The organism is Thiemannella venezuelensis (genome assembly GCF_014203605.1).
Classification (GTDB): Bacteria; Actinomycetota; Actinomycetes; order Streptosporangiales; family Streptosporangiaceae; genus Planomonospora_A; species Planomonospora_A venezuelensis.
In genome coordinates, this window is the sequence record NZ_JACHJJ010000024.1 from 1 (window position 1) to 18,361 (window position 18,361).

The 18,361-nt window shown below is 70.9% G+C and carries 15 protein-coding genes and 1 pseudogene; 8 read left to right on the plus strand and 8 right to left on the minus strand.

What is annotated here, in order from left to right; translation table 11 throughout:
* The first annotated feature begins 124 nt into the window (after positions 1–124).
* Both FHS22_RS28455 and FHS22_RS28460 read left to right on the plus strand, forming a co-directional pair.
* A complete protein-coding gene (locus FHS22_RS28455) occupies positions 125–718 on the plus strand; it encodes an NsdA family TPR-like regulatory protein (RefSeq protein ID WP_184946637.1) in 594 nt (197 codons plus the stop codon).
* 29 nt (positions 719–747) lie between these two features.
* Complete coding sequence (locus FHS22_RS28460; RefSeq protein ID WP_184946639.1) at positions 748–1,464, plus strand: creatininase family protein; 717 nt, start codon at positions 748–750, stop codon at positions 1,462–1,464.
* A 1,162-nt stretch (positions 1,465–2,626) separates the two neighbouring features.
* Here the strand turns inward: FHS22_RS28460 and FHS22_RS28465 are convergent.
* Both FHS22_RS28465 and FHS22_RS28470 read right to left on the minus strand, forming a co-directional pair.
* Positions 2,627–3,514: a hypothetical protein gene (locus FHS22_RS28465; RefSeq protein WP_184946641.1), complete on the minus strand. Its 888-nt coding sequence runs from the start codon at positions 3,512–3,514 to the stop codon at positions 2,627–2,629.
* A 385-nt stretch (positions 3,515–3,899) separates the two neighbouring features.
* Positions 3,900–4,199, minus strand: coding sequence for a tyrosine-type recombinase/integrase (locus FHS22_RS28470; protein WP_184946643.1), 300 nt, complete (start codon positions 4,197–4,199; stop codon positions 3,900–3,902).
* 213 nt (positions 4,200–4,412) lie between these two features.
* Between FHS22_RS28470 and FHS22_RS38485 the strand changes: the two are divergent.
* Together FHS22_RS38485 and FHS22_RS28475 are read left to right on the plus strand one after the other, a co-directional pair.
* Positions 4,413–4,766 (plus strand): annotated as a pseudogene (locus FHS22_RS38485) (PAS domain-containing protein); the annotation flags it as partial.
* 236 nt (positions 4,767–5,002) lie between these two features.
* Positions 5,003–6,451 carry a sensor histidine kinase gene (locus FHS22_RS28475; RefSeq protein WP_184946645.1) on the plus strand — a complete coding sequence of 483 codons (1,449 nt, stop codon included), beginning with the start codon at positions 5,003–5,005 and terminating at the stop codon, positions 6,449–6,451.
* Between the two features lie 243 nt (positions 6,452–6,694).
* Here the strand turns inward: FHS22_RS28475 and FHS22_RS28480 are convergent, their stop codons facing one another.
* On the minus strand, positions 6,695–7,360 hold the full coding sequence (locus FHS22_RS28480; RefSeq protein ID WP_184946647.1) for a maleylpyruvate isomerase family mycothiol-dependent enzyme: 666 nt from the start codon (positions 7,358–7,360) through the stop codon (positions 6,695–6,697).
* Between the two features lie 112 nt (positions 7,361–7,472).
* On the opposite strand from FHS22_RS28480, the gene FHS22_RS28485 reads away from it, so the two are divergent.
* Together FHS22_RS28485 and FHS22_RS28490 are read left to right on the plus strand one after the other, a co-directional pair.
* Positions 7,473–7,922, plus strand: coding sequence for a MarR family winged helix-turn-helix transcriptional regulator (locus FHS22_RS28485; protein ID WP_184946649.1), 450 nt, complete (start codon positions 7,473–7,475; stop codon positions 7,920–7,922).
* Positions 7,923–8,041: 119 nt separating this feature from the next.
* Positions 8,042–8,500 carry a hypothetical protein gene (locus FHS22_RS28490; RefSeq protein ID WP_184946651.1) on the plus strand — a complete coding sequence of 153 codons (459 nt, stop codon included), beginning with the start codon at positions 8,042–8,044 and terminating at the stop codon, positions 8,498–8,500.
* A 74-nt stretch (positions 8,501–8,574) separates the two neighbouring features.
* Here the strand turns inward: FHS22_RS28490 and FHS22_RS28495 are convergent, their stop codons facing one another.
* The 3 genes from FHS22_RS28495 to FHS22_RS28505 all read right to left on the minus strand — a co-directional run bounded on the left by FHS22_RS28495 (position 8,575) and on the right by FHS22_RS28505 (position 11,256).
* Positions 8,575–8,802 carry a DUF5999 family protein gene (locus FHS22_RS28495; protein WP_184946653.1) on the minus strand — a complete coding sequence of 76 codons (228 nt, stop codon included), beginning with the start codon at positions 8,800–8,802 and terminating at the stop codon, positions 8,575–8,577.
* A gap of 149 nt (positions 8,803–8,951) precedes the next feature.
* Positions 8,952–9,884, minus strand: coding sequence for a hypothetical protein (locus tag FHS22_RS28500; RefSeq protein ID WP_184946655.1), 933 nt, complete (start codon positions 9,882–9,884; stop codon positions 8,952–8,954).
* 55 nt (positions 9,885–9,939) lie between these two features.
* Complete coding sequence (locus FHS22_RS28505) at positions 9,940–11,256, minus strand: alpha-amylase family protein (protein ID WP_184946657.1); 1,317 nt, start codon at positions 11,254–11,256, stop codon at positions 9,940–9,942.
* Between the two features lie 210 nt (positions 11,257–11,466).
* Here FHS22_RS28505 and FHS22_RS28510 point away from each other — a divergent pair, with 210 nt between their 5' ends.
* Positions 11,467–13,551 carry a beta-glucosidase gene (locus FHS22_RS28510; protein ID WP_184946659.1) on the plus strand — a complete coding sequence of 695 codons (2,085 nt, stop codon included), beginning with the start codon at positions 11,467–11,469 and terminating at the stop codon, positions 13,549–13,551.
* A gap of 139 nt (positions 13,552–13,690) precedes the next feature.
* Positions 13,691–14,587: a TIGR03564 family F420-dependent LLM class oxidoreductase gene (locus FHS22_RS28515; protein ID WP_184946661.1), complete on the plus strand. Its 897-nt coding sequence runs from the start codon at positions 13,691–13,693 to the stop codon at positions 14,585–14,587.
* Here the strand turns inward: FHS22_RS28515 and FHS22_RS39385 are convergent.
* Positions 14,571–16,538: an ATP-binding cassette domain-containing protein gene (locus tag FHS22_RS39385; RefSeq protein ID WP_221474231.1), complete on the minus strand. Its 1,968-nt coding sequence runs from the start codon at positions 16,536–16,538 to the stop codon at positions 14,571–14,573. The genes FHS22_RS28515 and FHS22_RS39385 overlap by 17 nt on opposite strands.
* Positions 16,520–18,289, minus strand: a complete 1,770-nt coding sequence (locus FHS22_RS28525; RefSeq protein ID WP_184946663.1) for an ABC transporter ATP-binding protein — start codon at positions 18,287–18,289, stop codon at positions 16,520–16,522. Before FHS22_RS28525 ends, FHS22_RS39385 begins: the two co-directional genes overlap by 19 nt.
* Positions 18,290–18,361 lie beyond the last annotated feature (72 nt).

The window sequence follows — 18,361 nt, forward strand, 5'->3', positions numbered from 1 at the left end:
TGTGGATTTGATCTAGACACTCACATCCTTGCAGATCGGGCGCACCTTCTTCATTTATCGATCTTGAAGCGCATTCTCAGGCTGAATAGCCGAGGCTGATCCGGCCCGGATCGCCTACATCCTCATGCGGAAGAGCAACATCGCCACCGAGGCCGGCCACCCCGGACAAGGCTTGGGGCTCGCCAACGCAGCGCTCAACATGGCTTCCACGCTGACACCACGGCTTCGTGCGGTGTCGCTTCGCCAGATCGCCAACGCCCACGCACTGCTCAATGAGCCACGGGAGTTTGAATCCGCTGTGGATGAGGCGATTCAACAGGCGGCACGGGGCATCACCCAGCTGGAGCCTGACAACGCGGCTTACTGCACTCCGTCGTATGTCGAGATGGAGGCAGGGATGTCATGGGTGCTCCTCAAGAAGCCGGACGTCGCTGTGGCAGTGTTCGAGCAGAGTCTGACGAAGTGGCCGAGTGCTACCCAGACGCGGGACAAGGGGCTCTGTCTCGCCCGACTCGCTACCGCTTCCGCTGCCCAAGGTGAGATCGAACGCGCTGTTCAGATCGGAGCCGAAGCGCTGACCATCGCCCAGCAGACTGGTTCGGCGCGCATACGAGCCCAGCTCGGTGCTCTCTGTGATCACTTGGCACCTGCCGGAAGGCTACCCAGCGTGCAAGACTTGCAAGAGCAGTTGCTCCAGCTCGTGCAACATGCCGCCTAAACGGTGGAGATACACAGGGAGGGGACCTTGTGGCTCATTTGCTGCCTACCTTCACAACCGAGGATGAGCGGGCACGCAACGCACGTGTGGCCATCCTGCCCATAGGCAGCTTCGAGCAGCACGGCCCGTATCTACCCTTGATTACGGATGCTGCAATAGCATCGATTATCGCCCGGGAGATATCAGAGCTCTATCCGGTGCGTCATCTACCGCCCCTAACCATCTCCTGCTCCCATGAGCACAAGGCTTGGGCGGGGACGGTCAGCATTTCCGCGAGAACTCTCTACGCGGTTATCGGTGATATTCAAGAGTCGCTTCGCCGGTCAGGAATTTCCAAGCTTGTCCTGGTCAACGCGCACGGTGGTAATTACGTACTGTCCAACATCGTTCAGGAAGCCACTGTCGTCGAACGATGCATGGCACTCTTCCCCACAGGTGCCGACTGGAACAACGCCCGAGCTGCCGCAATGATGGAGACCGACGGACATGAGGACATGCATGCCGGTGAGCTCGAAGTTTCCATCCTATTGGCCACGCACCCGGAACTTGTGAAGGATGGATATGCAGCCGCCGATCACACAGCCGACGATCGGCAGGACCTTCTCACTCTTGGCATGGAGGCATACACCGAATCAGGTGTGATAGGCCGTCCCTCGCTCGCCACGGCCGAGAAAGGGCGAGCAGCTCTCGATCACCTTGGTAAAGCGTTCTCGTCCTGTCTCAAGAGTCTCGGAGAGGCCGTCTAGCCTGTGTGAGAACTTTCTTCTCAAACTTAAAGCGGCCCTGACCGGGCCGCACGCGCCGCCGACTCGGCGCGGGCCGGCTCACGCCGCTGGGGCTCTGCGACCGGCCCGCACAGCGCCGGTCGGCAGGCGCGGACGAGAGGACAGGGCCGCGAGGCCGGGGAAGCGCACCCTCGGGTCACGGGGCTGAGCTCATCAGCGCAGGCGCGCGCAGTCACGAGGCTGGCCTTACTACATGCCTCCGGCGGGGGCCTCCGGCTCCGGGTAGGCCAAGATCACAGCGTGCGGTGGTGGAGTGGTTGCGGTGGGAGCCTGCCTGCCTGCCGTCGTCCCAGGGCAAGCCCTAGCAGACCAGCCGCGGGGCCGCCTTCGTTCCATCGCGGACGTGACCCGGGCGCGCGGCCGGGCAGCCCCGCGGCTGGCCCGCTATCCCTGCGGGTGGGACGACGGCAGACGGGCAGGCCAGAAGAAGCTGTGGATCAAGGGCAGTACTGGCGTAGCGAGGCTGGAACCATTTCGCAGACCTGATCGTCTACCAAGACATGACACGGAGAGAGTCCGAGGTCTAGGAAGGTGGGAGGCATCACCCTTGGTGATGTGCTCCCAATCATCCTCGCGGTCATTCTGGTGCTGATCCCGGTCGTCTGCTCTTGGGGGGTTGCGAAGATCCTTCGCACCAAGACAGAGCATCGGGTAAAACGCATCAGCCTGGCCATGGGGAAGAACCTTTCACTAGAAATTGAATGCTACGAGGTGCCTGACCCGTCTCGCCCCAACCTAGAAACGACCATAGGCGAGCCCAGGGAGACGGAATTACAGTAAGGTCATCCAAGCTGCGTGGCGAGCTAGGAACCCCACTACCTCGCACGCTTTGTAGTCAGATGCATGAGCCCATTTGAAACGGATCTCGTGCTCATTAGGGTGATGGCCTTCGAAGGCCCTGGCGCTAAGCCGGGGCCTTCACTCTTACCTAAACCTCGCACACCTGGTAGCTCGACACTGACAAGCTTCGACCTTGTCCATGGCCTCCACAGTTCGTGAAGCCCACGCATCGATCGCAGCAGCCTGCCCTCTGCAGAAGACGCGTTCCTGCGCTGGCCGGACTCTACGAGTTGATCCTGAGTATATGAACCGTTCTCTCCCGAGAAGCGCTGAGCCTTTTTGACTATGCGGAAGCAGGAAAGATCTGCTCAACATGTGCATAGTCTGTTTCTGGATAAGGATACGCCCACATAATTTTGTCAAACGGCATCCAGGAAGCCGATGTAAGTTGTTCGCGTGCGTATCCTATTTGAAGGTCGTCAACTATGCCTATCAGGCTGTACGTTAGAAGCCATAGTTCGCCATTGTATTTTGTGTAGCGCTTCTTGAGTTTATTCTCGATTGTTGTCCATAGCTGCTTCCTCCACTTGTCTTCCGGAATAGGAAAAGAGTGAGAGAAGAAGATTCGTGGTCCCGGTTGCTCTGTGGGCCATAAACCCCTGGAGAAGCTTGCGCCTATACGGGGTTCAGTGGGTGCATCTTGCCATGTATAAGTTCGGGCCAATGATGTTAGCGGCAAACTCTGTACATCGTTAATGACCTCGCGAACGTGCTCTGCGATATTGGCCACGAGGTCGATGGCCGCCACGGAGTGAGGACGTGGATAGGGTGGATTCTGGTGGTAGTCATCGAGTTGAACTACGAAACCTTGCAGTCGTTCAACGTCCTTCCCAAGTGCCTTGCGGACTTCGGCTGCGTACCATCGCTGAGTCTCTACCTGCTTTGCGAGCTTCCTATCTATTACCTCTGCGAGCTCAATTCCAAGCTGACTACCCCCAATTGTCGTCTCTACGTCAGGCCACCGATCGCCGCGCTCAAGCGCTCCAAGAGTCGGACCGCCAATATCGAGAAGGCCGACCTTGAATTTTTCAACAACAACTAGCTCGATGTCTTCTGTGATCTCTGGAAGGGTTTCTTCTGCTCTACTTAAGGAGCCGGACTTGGAAAAAGAAATCGACATTAGTGGTGGAGTCGGTTTCTTGGGCCTGTTTCTTGGAGTTTTTTGAGCCATAACTCTCCTTGGGTATATGTATTGTACTCTATCTGCTATTGGGTCAGCTGGAAATGTTGGGTTATCGCCGGGTTGTCACTACACGAACTGATCAAAACAGCGAGATTCTGGTTCGAGTCCAATCGCGGATCGGAGTGACAAAGTGAGTGACATCCGGGGTGCCCAGCGAAGTCTGGTCACGCACAGTGGTGCACACCGACGTGGGGCTGAACAGCTAAAACGCCTAATCCCATGATCGGCATGTCTGCTTCACACCGAAGAGGTCACTGGTTCGATCCCAGTATCGCCCACACAGATGAGACGCAGGTCAGAGCCTGCCGGTTGACACAACCGGCGGGCTCTTCTGTTTTCCTGGATGTCGATGGGAGCCAGTCGGGGAGCCGTCTCACTCCGACTCGGCCCGCCGACTGTCGCCGAAGACGGTGTCCATGGTGTGGGCACTCTTGGTGATCACCGGTCGGAGTTGCTGCCGGTACACAGCCTCGGTGACGCTGGTGCCCGCGTGCCCGACGAGATCGGCGATGATCTCCAGGGGCACGCCCTGGCCGCTCATGATCGAGACGAACGAGTGCCGCAGTTCGCGGGGCAGCCAGCCCGTTCCGATCTTCGCGTCCTCGGTGATCTTCCGGAGTGCCCGCCGCACGTTCGCGGCATCGCAGAAGAAGGACGCCCTGCGGCGCTTCACCCAGGACCTGGATGCCTACATCCCGGAAACCAGGTGGTTGCCGGTCTGGGACGGGGGGACGAGAAGAGTGCTGGTGATGCCGGGGGGAGGAACGTCGTGGGCGCACAGTCAGAGCAGGATGAAGACCGGCCGTCGGATCCGCCGGGACCGCAGGCACCGATGGGGGAGCCGGGCGCAGGCCCCGTAGTCGGCATGCCGCCGGAGCGGCAGCAGATGTTCCTGTCCACCCTGCTCGACAGCCTGGCGTCGGGGGTGGTGGCCTGCGACGCCGAGGGCAACGTGGTGGTGTTCAACCAGCCGATGCGCCAGTCCCGCCCGCACATCCCCGGCCTGCACATCCGGGACATCGCCAAGGCCTTTCACCTGTACGCCGCCGACGGGCGCACCCCGCTGGAAGCGGAGCAGGTGCCGCTGGCGCGGGCGCTGGCCGGCGAACGCATCGACGCCGAGCAGGTGGTCGTGCGCCCGCCCGGCCGGCGCCCGCGTTGCTTCGCCGTCACCGGCCGGCCGATCGACACTCCGGACGGGCACCGCCTGGGCGCCCTGGTGGTTCTGGACGACATCACCGAGGCGCACCGGGCCGGCGTCCTGACCGCCGCCCAGCACGCGGTGTCCCAGGTACTGGCCGAGGCCGCCTCCGCCGAGCAGGCCGCCGTCGCCGTGGTCGCCGCGGTCACCGAGGCACTGGGCTGGAGCTGCGGCGAGTACTGGCAGGTCACCCCCGACCAGGCGGCGATCGCCCGGGTCGGCTCCTGGACGGCGCCGCACCGGGACCTGTCGGCCTTCCTGGCCGGCCGGCCAGGATGCGCCCCGGCGAGGGTGTGGCCGGCGCCACCTGGGCCGGTGGCCGTGAGGTGTGGATCTGCGACCTGCGCAGCGACCCGCGCGCCATCGTCGGCAAACAGCAGGCGCTGCAGGCCGGCCTGCGGGCCGCGATCGGCCTGCCGGTGCGCAGCGGCCGCCAGATCCTGGGCGTGCTGACCTTCTTCACCGACACCGTCCAGCCGGCAGAGGACGACCTGACCGGCCTGCTGGACGGCATCTGCGCCCACGTCAGCCGGTATCTGGAACGCCGCCGCGCCGAGGAGCTCACCGTGGCGCTGGCCACCAGCCGCCGCCACTTCGACCAGATCATCACCCAGATCAACGACAACGTGTGGACCGCCGAAGTCACCCCTGACGGCTCGACCCACTCGGTGTACCAGAGCCAGAACGCCGCCCCCCTGTTCGGCCGCCCGCTGCCCGAGGGGGCCGACCTGGCCGAGGTCCTGACCCGCCAGGTCCACCCCGACGACCAGGCCGCCTATGCCGCCTTCACCCGGGCGCTGCGCCGCGGAGAGCGCGCCGAGATCGAATGCCGCGTCCGCGGCCTGGACGATGTCACCCGGTGGATCTGGATCCGCTCCACCCCGCGCCGCGACGGCGAGCATCTGTTCATCGACGGTATCTCCACCGATGTGACCGAACGCCACCGGCTGGCCGAACAGCGCGATCAGCTGCTGGCCCAGCAGCAACAGCAGGTGCGGCGGCTACGCGAGATGGACCGGATGAAGGACGAGCTGATGGCGATGGTCACCCACGAGCTGCGCAACCCGATCGGCGCCATCGGCGGTTACGCCGAGATGCTCGCCGACGACCCGGACCTGACCGAGGCCCAGCGCACTTTCGCCGATGTCATCGACCGCAAAAGCACCCAGCTGCAGCGCCTGGTCGACGACCTGCTGGATCTGGCCCGGCTGGACACCGGGCAGTTGGCCATCGACTCGCGGCCGGTCGATCTGGCCCACCTGGCACGCCAGGCGGTGGAGGACCACCGGCCCGCCGCCCAGGCCAGACACCTCACCCTCACCGCCGAACTGCCGGAGCGGCTGCCCCTGAGAGCCGATCCGCTGCGGCTGCGGCAGGTGCTGGACAACCTGCTGTCGAATGCGATCAAGTACACCCCCGACAAGGGAGCCGTCACCGTCACCGCGGGATCCGTCGACAACAGGCAGGGCCAGGGGAAGGTCCGATGCGAGATGGCCGTACTCACTTTCGCCGACACCGGCATCGGCATCCCGCCCGAGCAGTACGAGCACCTGTTCTCCCGGTTCTTCCGCGCCTCCAACGCCAAAGACGCCGGAGTCAAGGGAACCGGGCTGGGTCTGGCCATCACCCGGGCGATCGTCACCGCGCACGGCGGCACCATCACCGCCGCCCCCCGTGACGGCGGCGGCACCGTCTTCACCGTCGCCCTGCCGGTGGCGTGGTGACGGTCCGTCGTCTGACCACGCCGTGCAGCCCACGGCTGCGGGCGCCGCCGTCCGGCGGGCACGCCCCACCCGGGAGGTGGGCATCCCCCGGTCGGCCGGTAGGTGGGAGTCCCAGCACTTCGGTCGGCGGGCGCCTGCACCTCCCGCACGCCGCCGGGGCGTCGCAGGCCAGGACCGCCCAGGACCGGCGGGCCGTCCTGGACTGCCGCAGGGCTCAGGTCCGGATACGCGAGCGGCGGGGTGTCACCTCGGGCCGGAGGCGGATGACAGGCGGGCCCGCAGTCCGTCCGCACCCGGGCCGGACAGCTGCGGCAGGGCGGCCGTGCGGCCGGTCAGCGCCAGCAGGATCGCCCCCACGGGACCCTCGACCCGCGCGCCGCGCCCCACCGACCAGGAGCAGTCGGTGGCGGTGAGCTCGAACCCGTCGGGCATCCGCCACATCTGCAGGGGCCACTTCATCTGCAGGGGCCACTTCATCGTCCAGACGCGCGTCGCGGCGGCGGCCGCCGCCGCGACGGGCATCGGCCGGTCGCGGCCGAGGGGGATCGCGATGTCCTGCCCGTGCACGAGGGCGTCGATGAGCGGTTCGAGGCGGCTCACGCCGGGTGCCTTCCTGCGGGAGCCCGCCATGCCCCGGAGCAGGGCGCCGTAGCGCTCCACCGGCAGCCCGGCCCGCCGCACGGCGGTGTCGCGGATCATGCGGTCCATGCTCCCGCGCGCCCTGACCAGATCGCCCGCCGCCCGCAGCACGCCCGTCTGGGCGAGCGTCAGGTGGGCGGCGACGTCGCGCACCCGCCAGCCGGCGCACAGGGACGGAGCCTCCCACTCCTCCTCGGACAGGCCGTCGAAGAGGTCCGCGAGACCGGACCTCTCCTGGTCGATCGCCTTCCACACCTCGTCGCGGTCCATCTCGGCCTCCTGTCGTGGCCGTCTGCGGCGGCCGTACCGGCCCGGCATCCGATCTAGTACGATTATGGAACTATATTAGTTCGATAATCTGTCTATCATCAAGAGGGCTGGGATGAGCGAGGATCCGCGCCGGAGCGAGCCGAACCTCGGCCTGCTCTGCTTCTTCCCCCACCGCCAGATGGAGGCCCGCGTCATGGGCGCCGTGGCCGCGGCCGGGTTCGACGACATCACGCTCGCGCAGAGCAGGGTCTTCCAGCGGATCGGCCCTGACGGCACGAGGATCTCCGACCTCGCCGAGCAGGCCCGGATCAGCAAGCAGACGGTCACCTTCCTCGTGGACCAGCTCGAACGGGCCGGCTACGTGGAGCGGGTGCCGGACCCGACCGACGCCCGGGCCAGGCTGGTGCGGATCGCCGCCCGGGGCCGGGCGGCCGTCGAGGTCGCCGTGGTCGCCGAGGCGGAGGTCGAGGCCGAATGGGTGCGGCACCTCGGCAGGCGGGACGCCGCCTGCCTCCGCCGCGCCCTCACCCGCCTGCGTGAGATAACCGATCCCTACCGGTGACGGCCGGCCGGTCCCCGCGCCCTCCGGCGCCGCGGCGGCATCCGGGCCGGCGCCGTCCGCCGGGTTCCGCCGGCGGTCACTGACGGGAGGTGTCAGGGACCGGCGGCTAGCGTCGTGCCATGGACAACGACTTCGGCTTCTTCGTCGGTGACTGGACCTCCCGCCAGCGGCGGCTGCGCAAGGCGCTCGCCGGCAGCGACGACTGGTACGAGTTCCCGGGCGTCACCAGGTGCTGGAGCATCATGGACGGCGTCGGCAACATCGACGAGGTCGCGTTCCCGACGCAGGGCTTCGGCGGCGTGACGCTGCGGCTGTACGACGAGGCGACCGGCATGTGGTCGCTGTACTGGGTGAGCAGCAGGACCGGTATCTCGCTGCCGCCGGTGGTCGGCCGCTTCGGCGACGACGGGCGCGGGGTGTTCACCTGCGACGACGTGTACGACGGCGTCCCCATCAAGGTCAACTACATCTGGTCGGAGATCACCGCGGACTCGTGCCGGTGGGAGCAGGAGTTCTCCGCCGACGGCGGCGCGACCTGGGAGACGAACTGGATCGCGGAGTTCACCCGCGCCTCCTGACCGGTTCCCGGCCGCGACGCGTGCCGCCTCCGTCCGGGCGGACCGGCGGAACGGGGCGACCGGTACGGGACCGGTCAGGCCGCACGGGCGAGCACGGGGCGACGGGCGGGGGAGGTGCGGGGCAGGGGCGGGCGGTGCGGGGGGACGGCGCGGCCGTCGGGGAGGAGCTCGCCGGTGTCGTCGAACAGCACGACGCCGTTGCAGAGCAGGCTCCAGCCCTGCTCGGGGCGGAAGGCGACGGGGCGCGCGGCCTCGCGGTCGGACGCGTACGCCGGGGGACAGGGGGGTTCGTGCTGGCACATGGCGGACCTCGGTGGTCGGTTCGGGTGACGGCCGCTCGCCGTCGAACCCCCTCAGCATCGCCTCCGGCCGTGCGCCGGTCCTCGTACAAATACCCGTGACGCCGCTGTGCGGAGAAGTGCCGGTACACGCTCTGCCTCCGCGGGGCCGTTCACCCCGGCATGGTGGTGAACAGTGTCTCGATCTCGGCATCGGTCGCAGGACGGGCATTCAGGATGATCTGCCGCAGGAGTGTACGGTCGACCGCGTCCGAGCCGCCGACCCGGATGAGCACCTCCCCGTCCCGGCGCACGTACTGGTGCAGCCCGCAGGGGCATCCCCACTCGGGCTCCGGGATGCGGCCGGTCACGTACCACAGGTCCGGGCGCTCCGCCGCGCACTCCGGCTTCTCGTCCTGGCCGAAGGTCACTGCGAGTGGTCCCTGCGGGCAGCCTTCCGCGGTCTCCCGCCGTACCGAGACGGTGATGTCGTGGTCCTGCCACACCGTGACCACCCGCTGGTCGACCGGGGTGAAGAAGATCGAGGTGCCGGGGAAGTCGCGGGTCGTCCGGTATCCCGGCGGTGTGGCCGTGACGTACATGAGCGGCCGGTCGATCCCGGGCCGGGAGGCGATCTCCTCACGGGTGTCCTCCTGGCCGATCAGGTACGCGCTCCATACGGACAGGCCGACCGTCACCGCCAGCGCGCCGACCGCCGTCCGGCGGCCGGCCAGGAAGGCCGAGACCAGCGCGAACGGCAGGCCGCCCAGGGCCGTCGCGGCGGGGCTGCCCAGGCCGAGCGACAGGTCGGCCTCGGCGGCGATGAAGGCGCCTGCAAGCCACAGCGCCTGGCCGCCGCCGTAGACCAGGACCGCCCAGGTGACACGTCGGCCCCTGCTCCCCGTCAGGGGGGATCCCGCCGGGGTCAGCGAGCCGATCCCGTACGTGATGAGCACTCCCAGGAGCATCAGCAGGGCGACGCCGGCGGCCCCCGCCCCGCTGCCCGTCCACAACGCGAGCACCGCCATGGTGGGCACGACGTGACCGCAGATCGAACCGGCCAGCCACACCGCCGAGACCTGTCCCGTGACCGCTCGCCACTGCATGCACGACACCCTACGCAGTGGGCGAGTGCGGCGAGCCGCGCCCGGGAGCCGGGGGTCAGCGAGCGCCCAGGATCGTCCAGCCGTGGGCGGGGACGAGACACGGGTCTGCGGGAGGTTCCGCGGATGACTCCAGCGTGACCAGGTCTCCGGTCCCCGCCGGGAGGTCCTCCACCGGGAGGCGCCAGGGCCGGTCACCGATGTTGAGCAGGGTGAGCAGCCCGTGGCCGGAGTGGCCCGGATCGGTGGAGGCCAGCGCGGCGGCCCGGTTGTCCAGGTACGGCACGGCGGTGCGCGCCCCGGCCAGCCACGGGTGGCGGCGGCGCAGCGCGATCAGCCGCCGGTGCAGCCGGTGGACGGGCTCGCCTGCGGGGGAGAGCCCGTCCGGGGAGGCGGGGAAGGCCGGGCGGACCGCGTCGTCCCCGCCGGCCCGGTCCTCCTTGACACCGCGGAGACCCTGCTCGTCGCCGTAGTAGACGCTGGGCACGCCGCCCACGGTGAACAGCACGGCCAGCGCGTGGCCGAGGTGGCGGGCGTCGGTCAGGCGGCTGGCCAGCCGGGTCACGTCGTGGTTGCCGGCGAAGGTCAGCGGGGTGAAGGTCTCCAGGAACCCGTTGTGCCGCTCCAGCGCCCAGGCCAGCTCGTAGAGGTTGCTGTCGTTGAGGGAGCTCCAGAGGGCCTTCCACAGCTCGTACTGGGTGACCGAGTCCAGCCCGCTCTCCGCGACGTAGGCGGCGTAGTCGCCGTGGAGCACCTCCCCGGCGAACCAGGCGCCGGGATGGCGCGGCCGGACCCGTTCCAGGGCCCGCCGCCAGAAGCCCGGCGGCACCGCGTAGGCGGCGTCGAGCCGCCAGCCGGAGGCGCCCCGGCCGAGCCAGTGGTCCATGACGCGCACGACGTGGTCGAGTACGGCGGGCTCGTCGTGGTCGAGGGCGACGAGGTGCCGGTGGCCCTCGAAGACGTCGTGGTCCGCCCCGCCGGGGGAGCGGCGGAACCAGGCCGCGGCGCGCGGGTCGGCCTCCGCCCGCCGGAAGGCCGGGAAGCCCCGGCCGACATGGTTGAACACCCCGTCCAGGAGCAGGTGCAGGCCCCGGTCGCGGGCGGCGGCGGCCAGCCGGTCGAAGTCGGCGTCGTCGCCGAGCCGGGGGTCGATCCGGAAGTGGTCGACCGTGTCGTAGCCGTGGGTCTCCGAGTCGAAGACCGGGCCCAGCTGCAGGCCGGAGCAGCCCAGCCCGACGGCGTAGTCCAGCCAGTTCTCCAGGTGCCGCAGGCGGTGCCGTACCGGCTCGGAGGCGGGGAGCGCGACGGCCTCGGCACCGGTGAACCCGAGCGGGTACACGTGCCACCAGATCGTGCGGTCGGCCCATGACGCCACGGTCGCTCCTTCGTCCGGGCCCCGAGGGGCGGTGTTTTCCGGTCCATCGGGTTCTCCCAGAAATGCCGTGCCGGAAACCGGACGCCGGAGGTTTCTCGTAGGGCGGGCCACATCGCGGCGGTCCCGTTGTGGCGGGAGGCCATAGATCGCGGGCGGCGGAGAGGACCATGATCGGCTCTCCGACCGCCGCGACGCCATCAGGGGGCGACCGTGCCGAACCTCCGACGTTCCGCCGCCGGGACCGCCGTCCTCCTGGCGGTCCTGCTCCCCGCGACCGGTGCCGCGACCGCCGGAGTGAACGCGGAGACGGGGGCGGTCGCGGCCGAGCGGCCCTGGCTCGACGGGACCAGGTCCGTCGCCGAGCGGGTCGACCTGCTGCTCGGCGAGATGACGACGGACGAGAAGCTGAACATGGTGCGCGGCCACGGCCTGGCGCTGATGCCGCGCGGCAGGGTGAAGGCCGTGCCCCGGCTCGGGATCCCGGAGCTGCGCATGCACGACGGCCCGCACGGCGTCAGCGACGTCGAGGGCGTGACCGCCTTCCCCGCGCCCATCACCCTCGCCGCCACCTGGGATCCCGCGCTCGCCCGCCGGTTCGGCGCCGCCCTCGGCGCGGAGGCCCGGGGCAAGGGGGTCAACGTGCACCTCGCGCCCGCCGTGGACATCCTGCGGGTGCCCCAGTCGGGCCGGGTCTGGGAGAGCTTCGGTGAGGACCCCCACCTCACCTCCGCGCTGGCCGCCCAGGAGGTCAGGGGCATCCGCAGCCGGCACGTCATCCCCACCGTCAAGCACTACGTCGGCAACAACCAGGAGACCGACCGCATGCTGGTCGACGCGCGGATCGACGAGCGCACGCTGCGGGAGATCTACTACCCGCCCTTCGAGGCCGCCGTCGAGGCCGGGGCCGGGGCGGTCATGTGCGCCTACAACCGGGTCAACGGCGCGTACGCCTGCGAGAACCGCAGGACGCTCACCGAGGACCTGAAGGAGTCCATGGGCTTCACCGGCTGGGTCATGTCCGACTGGCTGGCCACCCGGAGCGGGCAGAAGGCCGCGCGCGCCGGGCTCGACCAGGCGATGCCCGACGACCCGCTGTTCTCCGCCAACCTCCGGCTGGGGCTGGCCGCGGGGACCTTCCCGCGGGCCCGCCTGGACGACATGGCCCGCCGGGTGCTCACGCCGATGATCGCCGACGGGCTCTTCGAGACCCGGTACGGCTCGCCGGGCCGCGAGGTCCGCACCGCGGCGCACACCGCGCTGGCCCGCGAGATCGCGGTCTCCGGGACCACGCTGCTGAAGAACCGGGACGGTCTCCTCCCTCTGCCGAAGAACACCGGCAGCATCGCCGTCATCGGGACCGCCGCCCACGACGACGTCCGGATCACCTCCGCCGGATCCGGCCGGGTGCTCCCGCCGTACGTGGTCACTCCGTACGAGGGCGTCGAGGACCGCTCCGGCGGCGCCGTGACCTACACGCCGGGCGACGGCGACGGCGCCGCCGGGCTGCGCGCCGCGGCCGACGCCGCGCGGGAGGCCGACGTCGCCGTGGTCGTCGTGGGGCTGGTCACCGAGGAGGGGAAGGACCGCAAGGACCTGCGGCTGCCCGGGAACATGGACGAGCTGGTCGAGACCGTCGCCGCGGCCAACCCGGACACCGTGGTCGTGCTCACCAGCCCCGCTCAGGTCCTCATGCCGTGGGCGGGGAAGGTGAAGGCCGTGGTCTCGTCGTTCCTGGGCGGCCAGGAGCTGGGCAACGCGCTGGCCGCCGTGCTGTTCGGCGACGCCGACCCCGGCGGGCGCCTGCCGATGACCGTCGCCCGGCGCGCCTCCGACTACCCGGCGGGCACGCGCAGGCAGTTCCCCGGCGTGGGCCTGCGGCAGGTCTACAGCGAGGGGCTGCGCGTCGGCTACCGGCACTTCGACGCGACCGGGACCGAGCCGCTGTTCCCCTTCGGGCACGGACTGTCCTACACCGCGTTCTCCTACCGGGGCCTGTCGGTCTCCGGGAGCACGGTGCGGGTCACGGTGCGCAACACCGGCTCGCGTCCCGGCGTCGCCGTACCCCAGCTCTACCTGCAGTTCCCCGGGGGCGCCGGGGAGCCGCCGCGGCAGCTGCGCGGGTTCGCCAAGGTACGGCTCGCGCCGGGGGAGGCGGCCACGGTCACCTTCCGCCTCCCGGAGCGGGCGTTCCAGATCTGGCGGGGCGGCCGATGGACGACGGTGCCCGGCCGCTACACCGTGCACGTCGGCGCCTCCTCGCGCGACCTGCCGCTGCGGGGGACGATCCGCCGCTGAGCACGGGCGGGGCGCGGTCCGGCACGCGGGCCGCGGCGCCGCCGGCCCGGATTCCCGGCGCCGGTCCCGGGCCGCCCCTCCAACTGGGCGGAAGGAAGTTCTAGACTGGCCCGAACAACCAGAATGGAGTTCGGTATCGATGCGGATCGGACTGTACCTCGACGAGCCCCAGGGCCCGGAGGCGCTCGGCAAACTGCGGGATCGGATCGCCCGCACCGCCGACGAAGGCTTCCCCTCGGCGTGGGTCTCCAACATCTTCGGCCTCGACGCCCTGACCGCGCTCGCCGTGGCGGGCAGCCAGGTCCCGGGAATCGAACTCGGCACCGCCGTCGTGCCGACCTACCCGCGCCACCCCGCCGTCCTGGCCCAGCAGGCCCTCACGGTCAACACCGCCCTCGACGGGAGGCTGGCGCTCGGCATCGGGCTCTCCCACCAGATCGTCATCGAGGGCATGTACGGCTACAGCTTCGAAAAGCCCGCCCGGCACATGCGCGAGTACCTGTCGGTCATGGTCCCGCTGGTGCGGGGGGAGCAGGTGGAGTTCGAGGGCGAGACCCTCACCGCGAAGATCGGCCTGAGCACCCCGGGCACGGGCGACATGCCGGTGCTCATCGCGGCGCTGGCCCCGCGCATGCTCAAGCTCGCCGGTGAGGTCGCCGACGGCACCGTGCTCTGGATGACGGGCCCCAGGACCGTCGCCGAGCACGTGGCCCCCGCCGTCACCGAGGCGGCCCGGGCGGCGGGACGGCCCGCGCCGAGGATCGTCTGCGGGCTCCCGATCTGCGTCACCGACGACGTCGAGGCCGCCCGCGCCCGGGCGGCCGAGGTCTTCGCCGTCTACGGCCACCTGCCCTCCTACCGGGCCATGCTCGACAAGGAGGGCGCGGAGGGACCCGCCCAGGTGGCGATCGTCGGAGACGAGGACACCGTGGCCGCCCAGCTCGAGATGCTCGCCAAGGCCGGGGTCACCGACTTCGCCGCCTCCGAGTTCGGCCGCGACCAGCGCACCAGGGACTTCCTCACGTCCCTGCTGTGACCTGGCGGGACGACGGCCCGCCCGCGGCGCCGTCGTCCCGCCAGTGGCCGACCAGCCCGGCGTACACGGGTGATCGGGCCAGCAGTTCGCGGTGCGATCCGGTGAGCGCGGCCGCGCCGTCCATCACCAGGACGCGGCGGGCCCTGCAGGCGGAGCTGATGCGGTGGGCGATCACGATGAGGGTGCCCTCGCGGGCGGCGAACGCCGTCTCGGCGCGCAGCTCGGCGGCCGGGTCGAGATGGCAGGTCGCCTCGTCCAGGACGACGACACGCGCCGGGGACGCGTAGGCGCGGGCCAGGGTGATGAGCTGCCTCTCCCCGGCCGAGAGCGCGGCCGGCTCCTCGATCGCGGCGTCGAGCCCGCCCAGCCGTTCGACGAGCGCGCGGGCGCCCACGGCGTCCACCGCCTCCCGCACCCGCCTGTCCGCGGTCCGCGGGTCGGACGGGCAGAGGTAGGCGAGGTTCTCGCCCAGCGTCCCGGCGAAGACGTAGGCCTCCTGCGGCACCAGCGCCATCACGGTCCGCAGGAGGTGCTCGGGGACCGCCTCGAGCGGAAGGCCGCCGAGCCGTATCCGGCCGCCGGTGGGCCGCTGGAGCCCGGTCAGCAGCATGGACAGCGTGGACTTGCCGACGCCGCTGGGACCGACCACGGCCAGGTGCTCCCCTTCGGCGACGGTCAGGTCGAGGCCGTGCACCACGGGCGCGGCCCGGGAGGCGTAGGCGAAGCTCAGACCCTCCACCTCCAGCCGGTGACCGGACAGCGGACGCCCCGACAGCGGACGCCCCGACAGCGGGCGGCCCGGTGTCCCGGCACCCGGGACGGCCGCGCGACCGGCTCCGCCCCGACCGGCCGGGGTCGGAGTGGCCGGGGTCGGAGCGGCCGGTCCGGGCGGGGTCCGGGCGGGGACGGTGACGGTCTCGGCGAGCCTGCCCAGGGTGACGGTGAGAGTCACGCCCCAGGAGCCGACGACGCCGACGAGCACGCGCATCGCCGGGTCGAGCCCGGTCGCCAGGTAGGCCGCCGCGCCGACGACCTCGCCGGGGCTGAGGCGGCCCGCCTCGATCAGCGGCCGGGCGGCGATCAGCAGGCCCGCCAGCGGCAGGTGCGCGCCGAGTGCGACGACGAGCCGCCGGCTCACACCCGCCCGGGCCAGCGCCCGGGTGGCCGCCGCCTGGACGGCGACGGCGGACTCCACCGCCGCCTGCGCCTGCGCCCGCGCTCCGCAGGCGGCGATGTCACGCAGGCCCGCCAGGATCGGGGTGGCCCGGGCGGTGAGGTCCTCGTCGGCGAGGATGAGCGCGCGCTGACGGGCCAGGAGGACGGGCATCAGCCTGGCGAACACGGCCAGTGCCGCGGCGACGGGCACGGCGACGGCGGCGGCGACCACAGGGGACAGGATCAGCAGCCCGCCCAGCGCGGCGACCAGCGACATGCCCAGCGTGCGGGCGCTTCGCAGCAGCGCGGAGACCAGGTCCCGCACCGTCTCCACCTGCTCGGTGAGGCGGGTGGCGGCGGCGGGGTCCGGCACCGCCCCGCCGGCGGCCCGGGTCACGGTGGCGGAGACGAGCGCGCGGACCAGGTCGTCGCGGAGCGGCTCGACCACGGCGGCCAGGCAGGGGAACATCATCCGTACGGCCACGGCCCTGAAGAGCATCGTGAAACCGAGCAGGCCGAGCCAGGCCAGGCCGGCGCCCGGCCGCCCGGCGAGGAAACCGCGGTCGAGGGCCGCGGCGACGAGCAGCCCGGACAGCAGCGCCGGAACCGCCTCGACGAGGGACCAGGCCGCGGCGGCGGCCAGCGGGCGGCGGCGGGGCCGCAGCAGCGCCGGCAGCAGCCGCCACCCGCCTCCGCCCGCCGGACCGCCACCCGCCGGGCCGGCGGTGGAGGGCGCGGCGGTGGAGGGCGCGGCGCTCCGCCCGGGCCGGGGGAGCCTCACGAACGGGCCGGGCACGGGTCCTCCTGATCCTGCGGGGACACCTCGCCCGCGGCGGCGAACAGGGCCCGGTAGTCCGGGTCCCGCCAGAGCCCGCGATGAGTGCCGCGGGCCCGTATCCGCCCGTCCTCCATCCAGACCACCAGGTCGGCGCGGGCGGCGGTGGCGACGCGGTGGGCCACGACCAGCCGGGTGCGCCCGCGCATCCCCTCCAGCAGGGTGCGGGTCACCTGGGCCTCCGTGGCGGTGTCGAGGCCGGAGGTGGCGTCGTCGAGAACGGTCAGGCGCGCCCGCCGGACCAGCGCGCGGGCCAGCCCCAGCCGCTGGAGCTCGCCGCCGGACAGCGGGGCGGTGCCGGCCGGAGTGCCGTACCCCTCCGGGAGGCGGCCGATCACGTCGTCGACGTGCGCGGCGCGCGCCGCCTCCCGTACGGCCTCCCGGTCGACCGCGGGCAGGCCGTACGAGACGGCCTCGGCCAGATCGCCGCCGAGCAGCACCGGACGTTCGAAGGCGTAGGCGACGGCACCGCGCAGCGCGTCCGGTTCGATCTCCCGCAGCGGGCGTCCGTCGAGCAGCACCTCGCCCCGGTCGGGATCCGTCAACCGCCCGGCCAGCAGGGCCAGTGTGCTCTTGCCGGCGCCGGAGCGCCCCACGACGGCGGTCAGCGACCCGGCGGGGACCTCCAGGTCCACGTCCTCCACCGGCGCGGTGTTCTCCCGCACCACCGTGACACCGCGGAACGAGAGCGCACCGGGGCCCTCGGCCGGCGGGCGGGTGCCGGCCGGGGGAACGGGCAGGCCGAGCACCTCGCAGATCCGCCGGGCCGCCGAGCGGGAGTGCGCCAGGGCCATCAGCGCGTCGGTCTGGTCGACGAAGGACAGGCCCAGCGCGGTGTATCCGGCCGCGGCCAGCAGCTGCCCCGGCTCCAGGCGGCCGTCGGCGACGCCCAGCCCGGCCGTTCCGAGCACCGCCACCTCGATGAGCGGAAGCAGCAGGGCGATCTTCCACACGCTGCGGGCCTGCGCCCGCCACAGGGCGTGCCCGGAGCCGGAGAGCTCCGGCAGCGGGGCGAGGATCCGGGTGATCTCACGGTCGGCACTGCCCGAGGCCCGCACCGTGCGGATGCCGGCCAGGGCGTCGGTCAGGCGGGCGGCCAACCGGCCCTGCGCCCCCTGGTAGTCGTCGTACAGGCCCGAGACCCGCTCGACGAACAGGCGGATGAGGGCGACCGCGGCGGGTGCACCGGCCACGAAGGTGAGTCCCACCCGCCAGTCGATCACGAACAGGGCGGCGACGCCGCCGATGGAGGTGATCAGCCCGGTCGCGATGCCCACCAGCGTCACCGGAACGCGTCCGGCGGTCGCGGTGTTGCTCACCAGCCGGTTGACCAGCTCGCCGGTCGGTGACCGGCGGGTCTCGGCGATGTCGAGCGAGAGCAGGTGGGCGGTGAGCCGCACCCGCAGGGACGACGTGGCGGAGGCGGTGGCGGCGGCCCCGGCCACCATGCCGGCGATCTCGGCGCACGCCGTGAGGGCCAGCACCAGGATCAGGCACACCGCGGCGGTCCGCGGTCCGCGGCCGGTGAGGGCCTCGTCCACCGCGGAGGCCAGGACGGCGGGCAGGAGCAGCACGGCGGCGGAGGAGGCGAGGGAGGCGGCGGCGACCACCGCCAGCGGCACCCGGGGACCGCGCGCGAGGGAGACGAGCAGGCGGTCGCCGTGTTTCCGCGTCACCCGCTCGCGCGACGGGCCCGGCACGGGATCTGGCATCGTCTCCCTCTCTGCGTGGTGGATCCGTCGGGACGGCGGCCCCGCGCTTCCGGCGGGGCGGGAACCCGCCCC

What these genes read in the sequence shown, in the direction of transcription:
- FHS22_RS28455 (WP_184946637.1), top strand. Translation starts at nt 125, where the DNA reads ATGCGGAAGAGCAACATCGCCACCGAGGCCGGCCACCCCGGACAAGGC.
- FHS22_RS28465 (WP_184946641.1), bottom strand. Translation starts at nt 3,514, where the DNA reads ATGGCTCAAAAAACTCCAAGAAACAGGCCCAAGAAACCGACTCCACCA.
- FHS22_RS28475 (WP_184946645.1), top strand. Translation starts at nt 5,003, where the DNA reads ATGCGCCCCGGCGAGGGTGTGGCCGGCGCCACCTGGGCCGGTGGCCGT.
- FHS22_RS28480 (WP_184946647.1), bottom strand. Translation starts at nt 7,360, where the DNA reads ATGGACCGCGACGAGGTGTGGAAGGCGATCGACCAGGAGAGGTCCGGT.
- FHS22_RS28485 (WP_184946649.1), top strand. Translation starts at nt 7,473, where the DNA reads ATGAGCGAGGATCCGCGCCGGAGCGAGCCGAACCTCGGCCTGCTCTGC.
- FHS22_RS28490 (WP_184946651.1), top strand. Translation starts at nt 8,042, where the DNA reads ATGGACAACGACTTCGGCTTCTTCGTCGGTGACTGGACCTCCCGCCAG.
- FHS22_RS28495 (WP_184946653.1), bottom strand. Translation starts at nt 8,802, where the DNA reads ATGTGCCAGCACGAACCCCCCTGTCCCCCGGCGTACGCGTCCGACCGC.
- FHS22_RS28500 (WP_184946655.1), bottom strand. Translation starts at nt 9,884, where the DNA reads ATGCAGTGGCGAGCGGTCACGGGACAGGTCTCGGCGGTGTGGCTGGCC.
- FHS22_RS28515 (WP_184946661.1), top strand. Translation starts at nt 13,691, where the DNA reads ATGCGGATCGGACTGTACCTCGACGAGCCCCAGGGCCCGGAGGCGCTC.
- FHS22_RS28525 (WP_184946663.1), bottom strand. Translation starts at nt 18,289, where the DNA reads ATGCCAGATCCCGTGCCGGGCCCGTCGCGCGAGCGGGTGACGCGGAAA.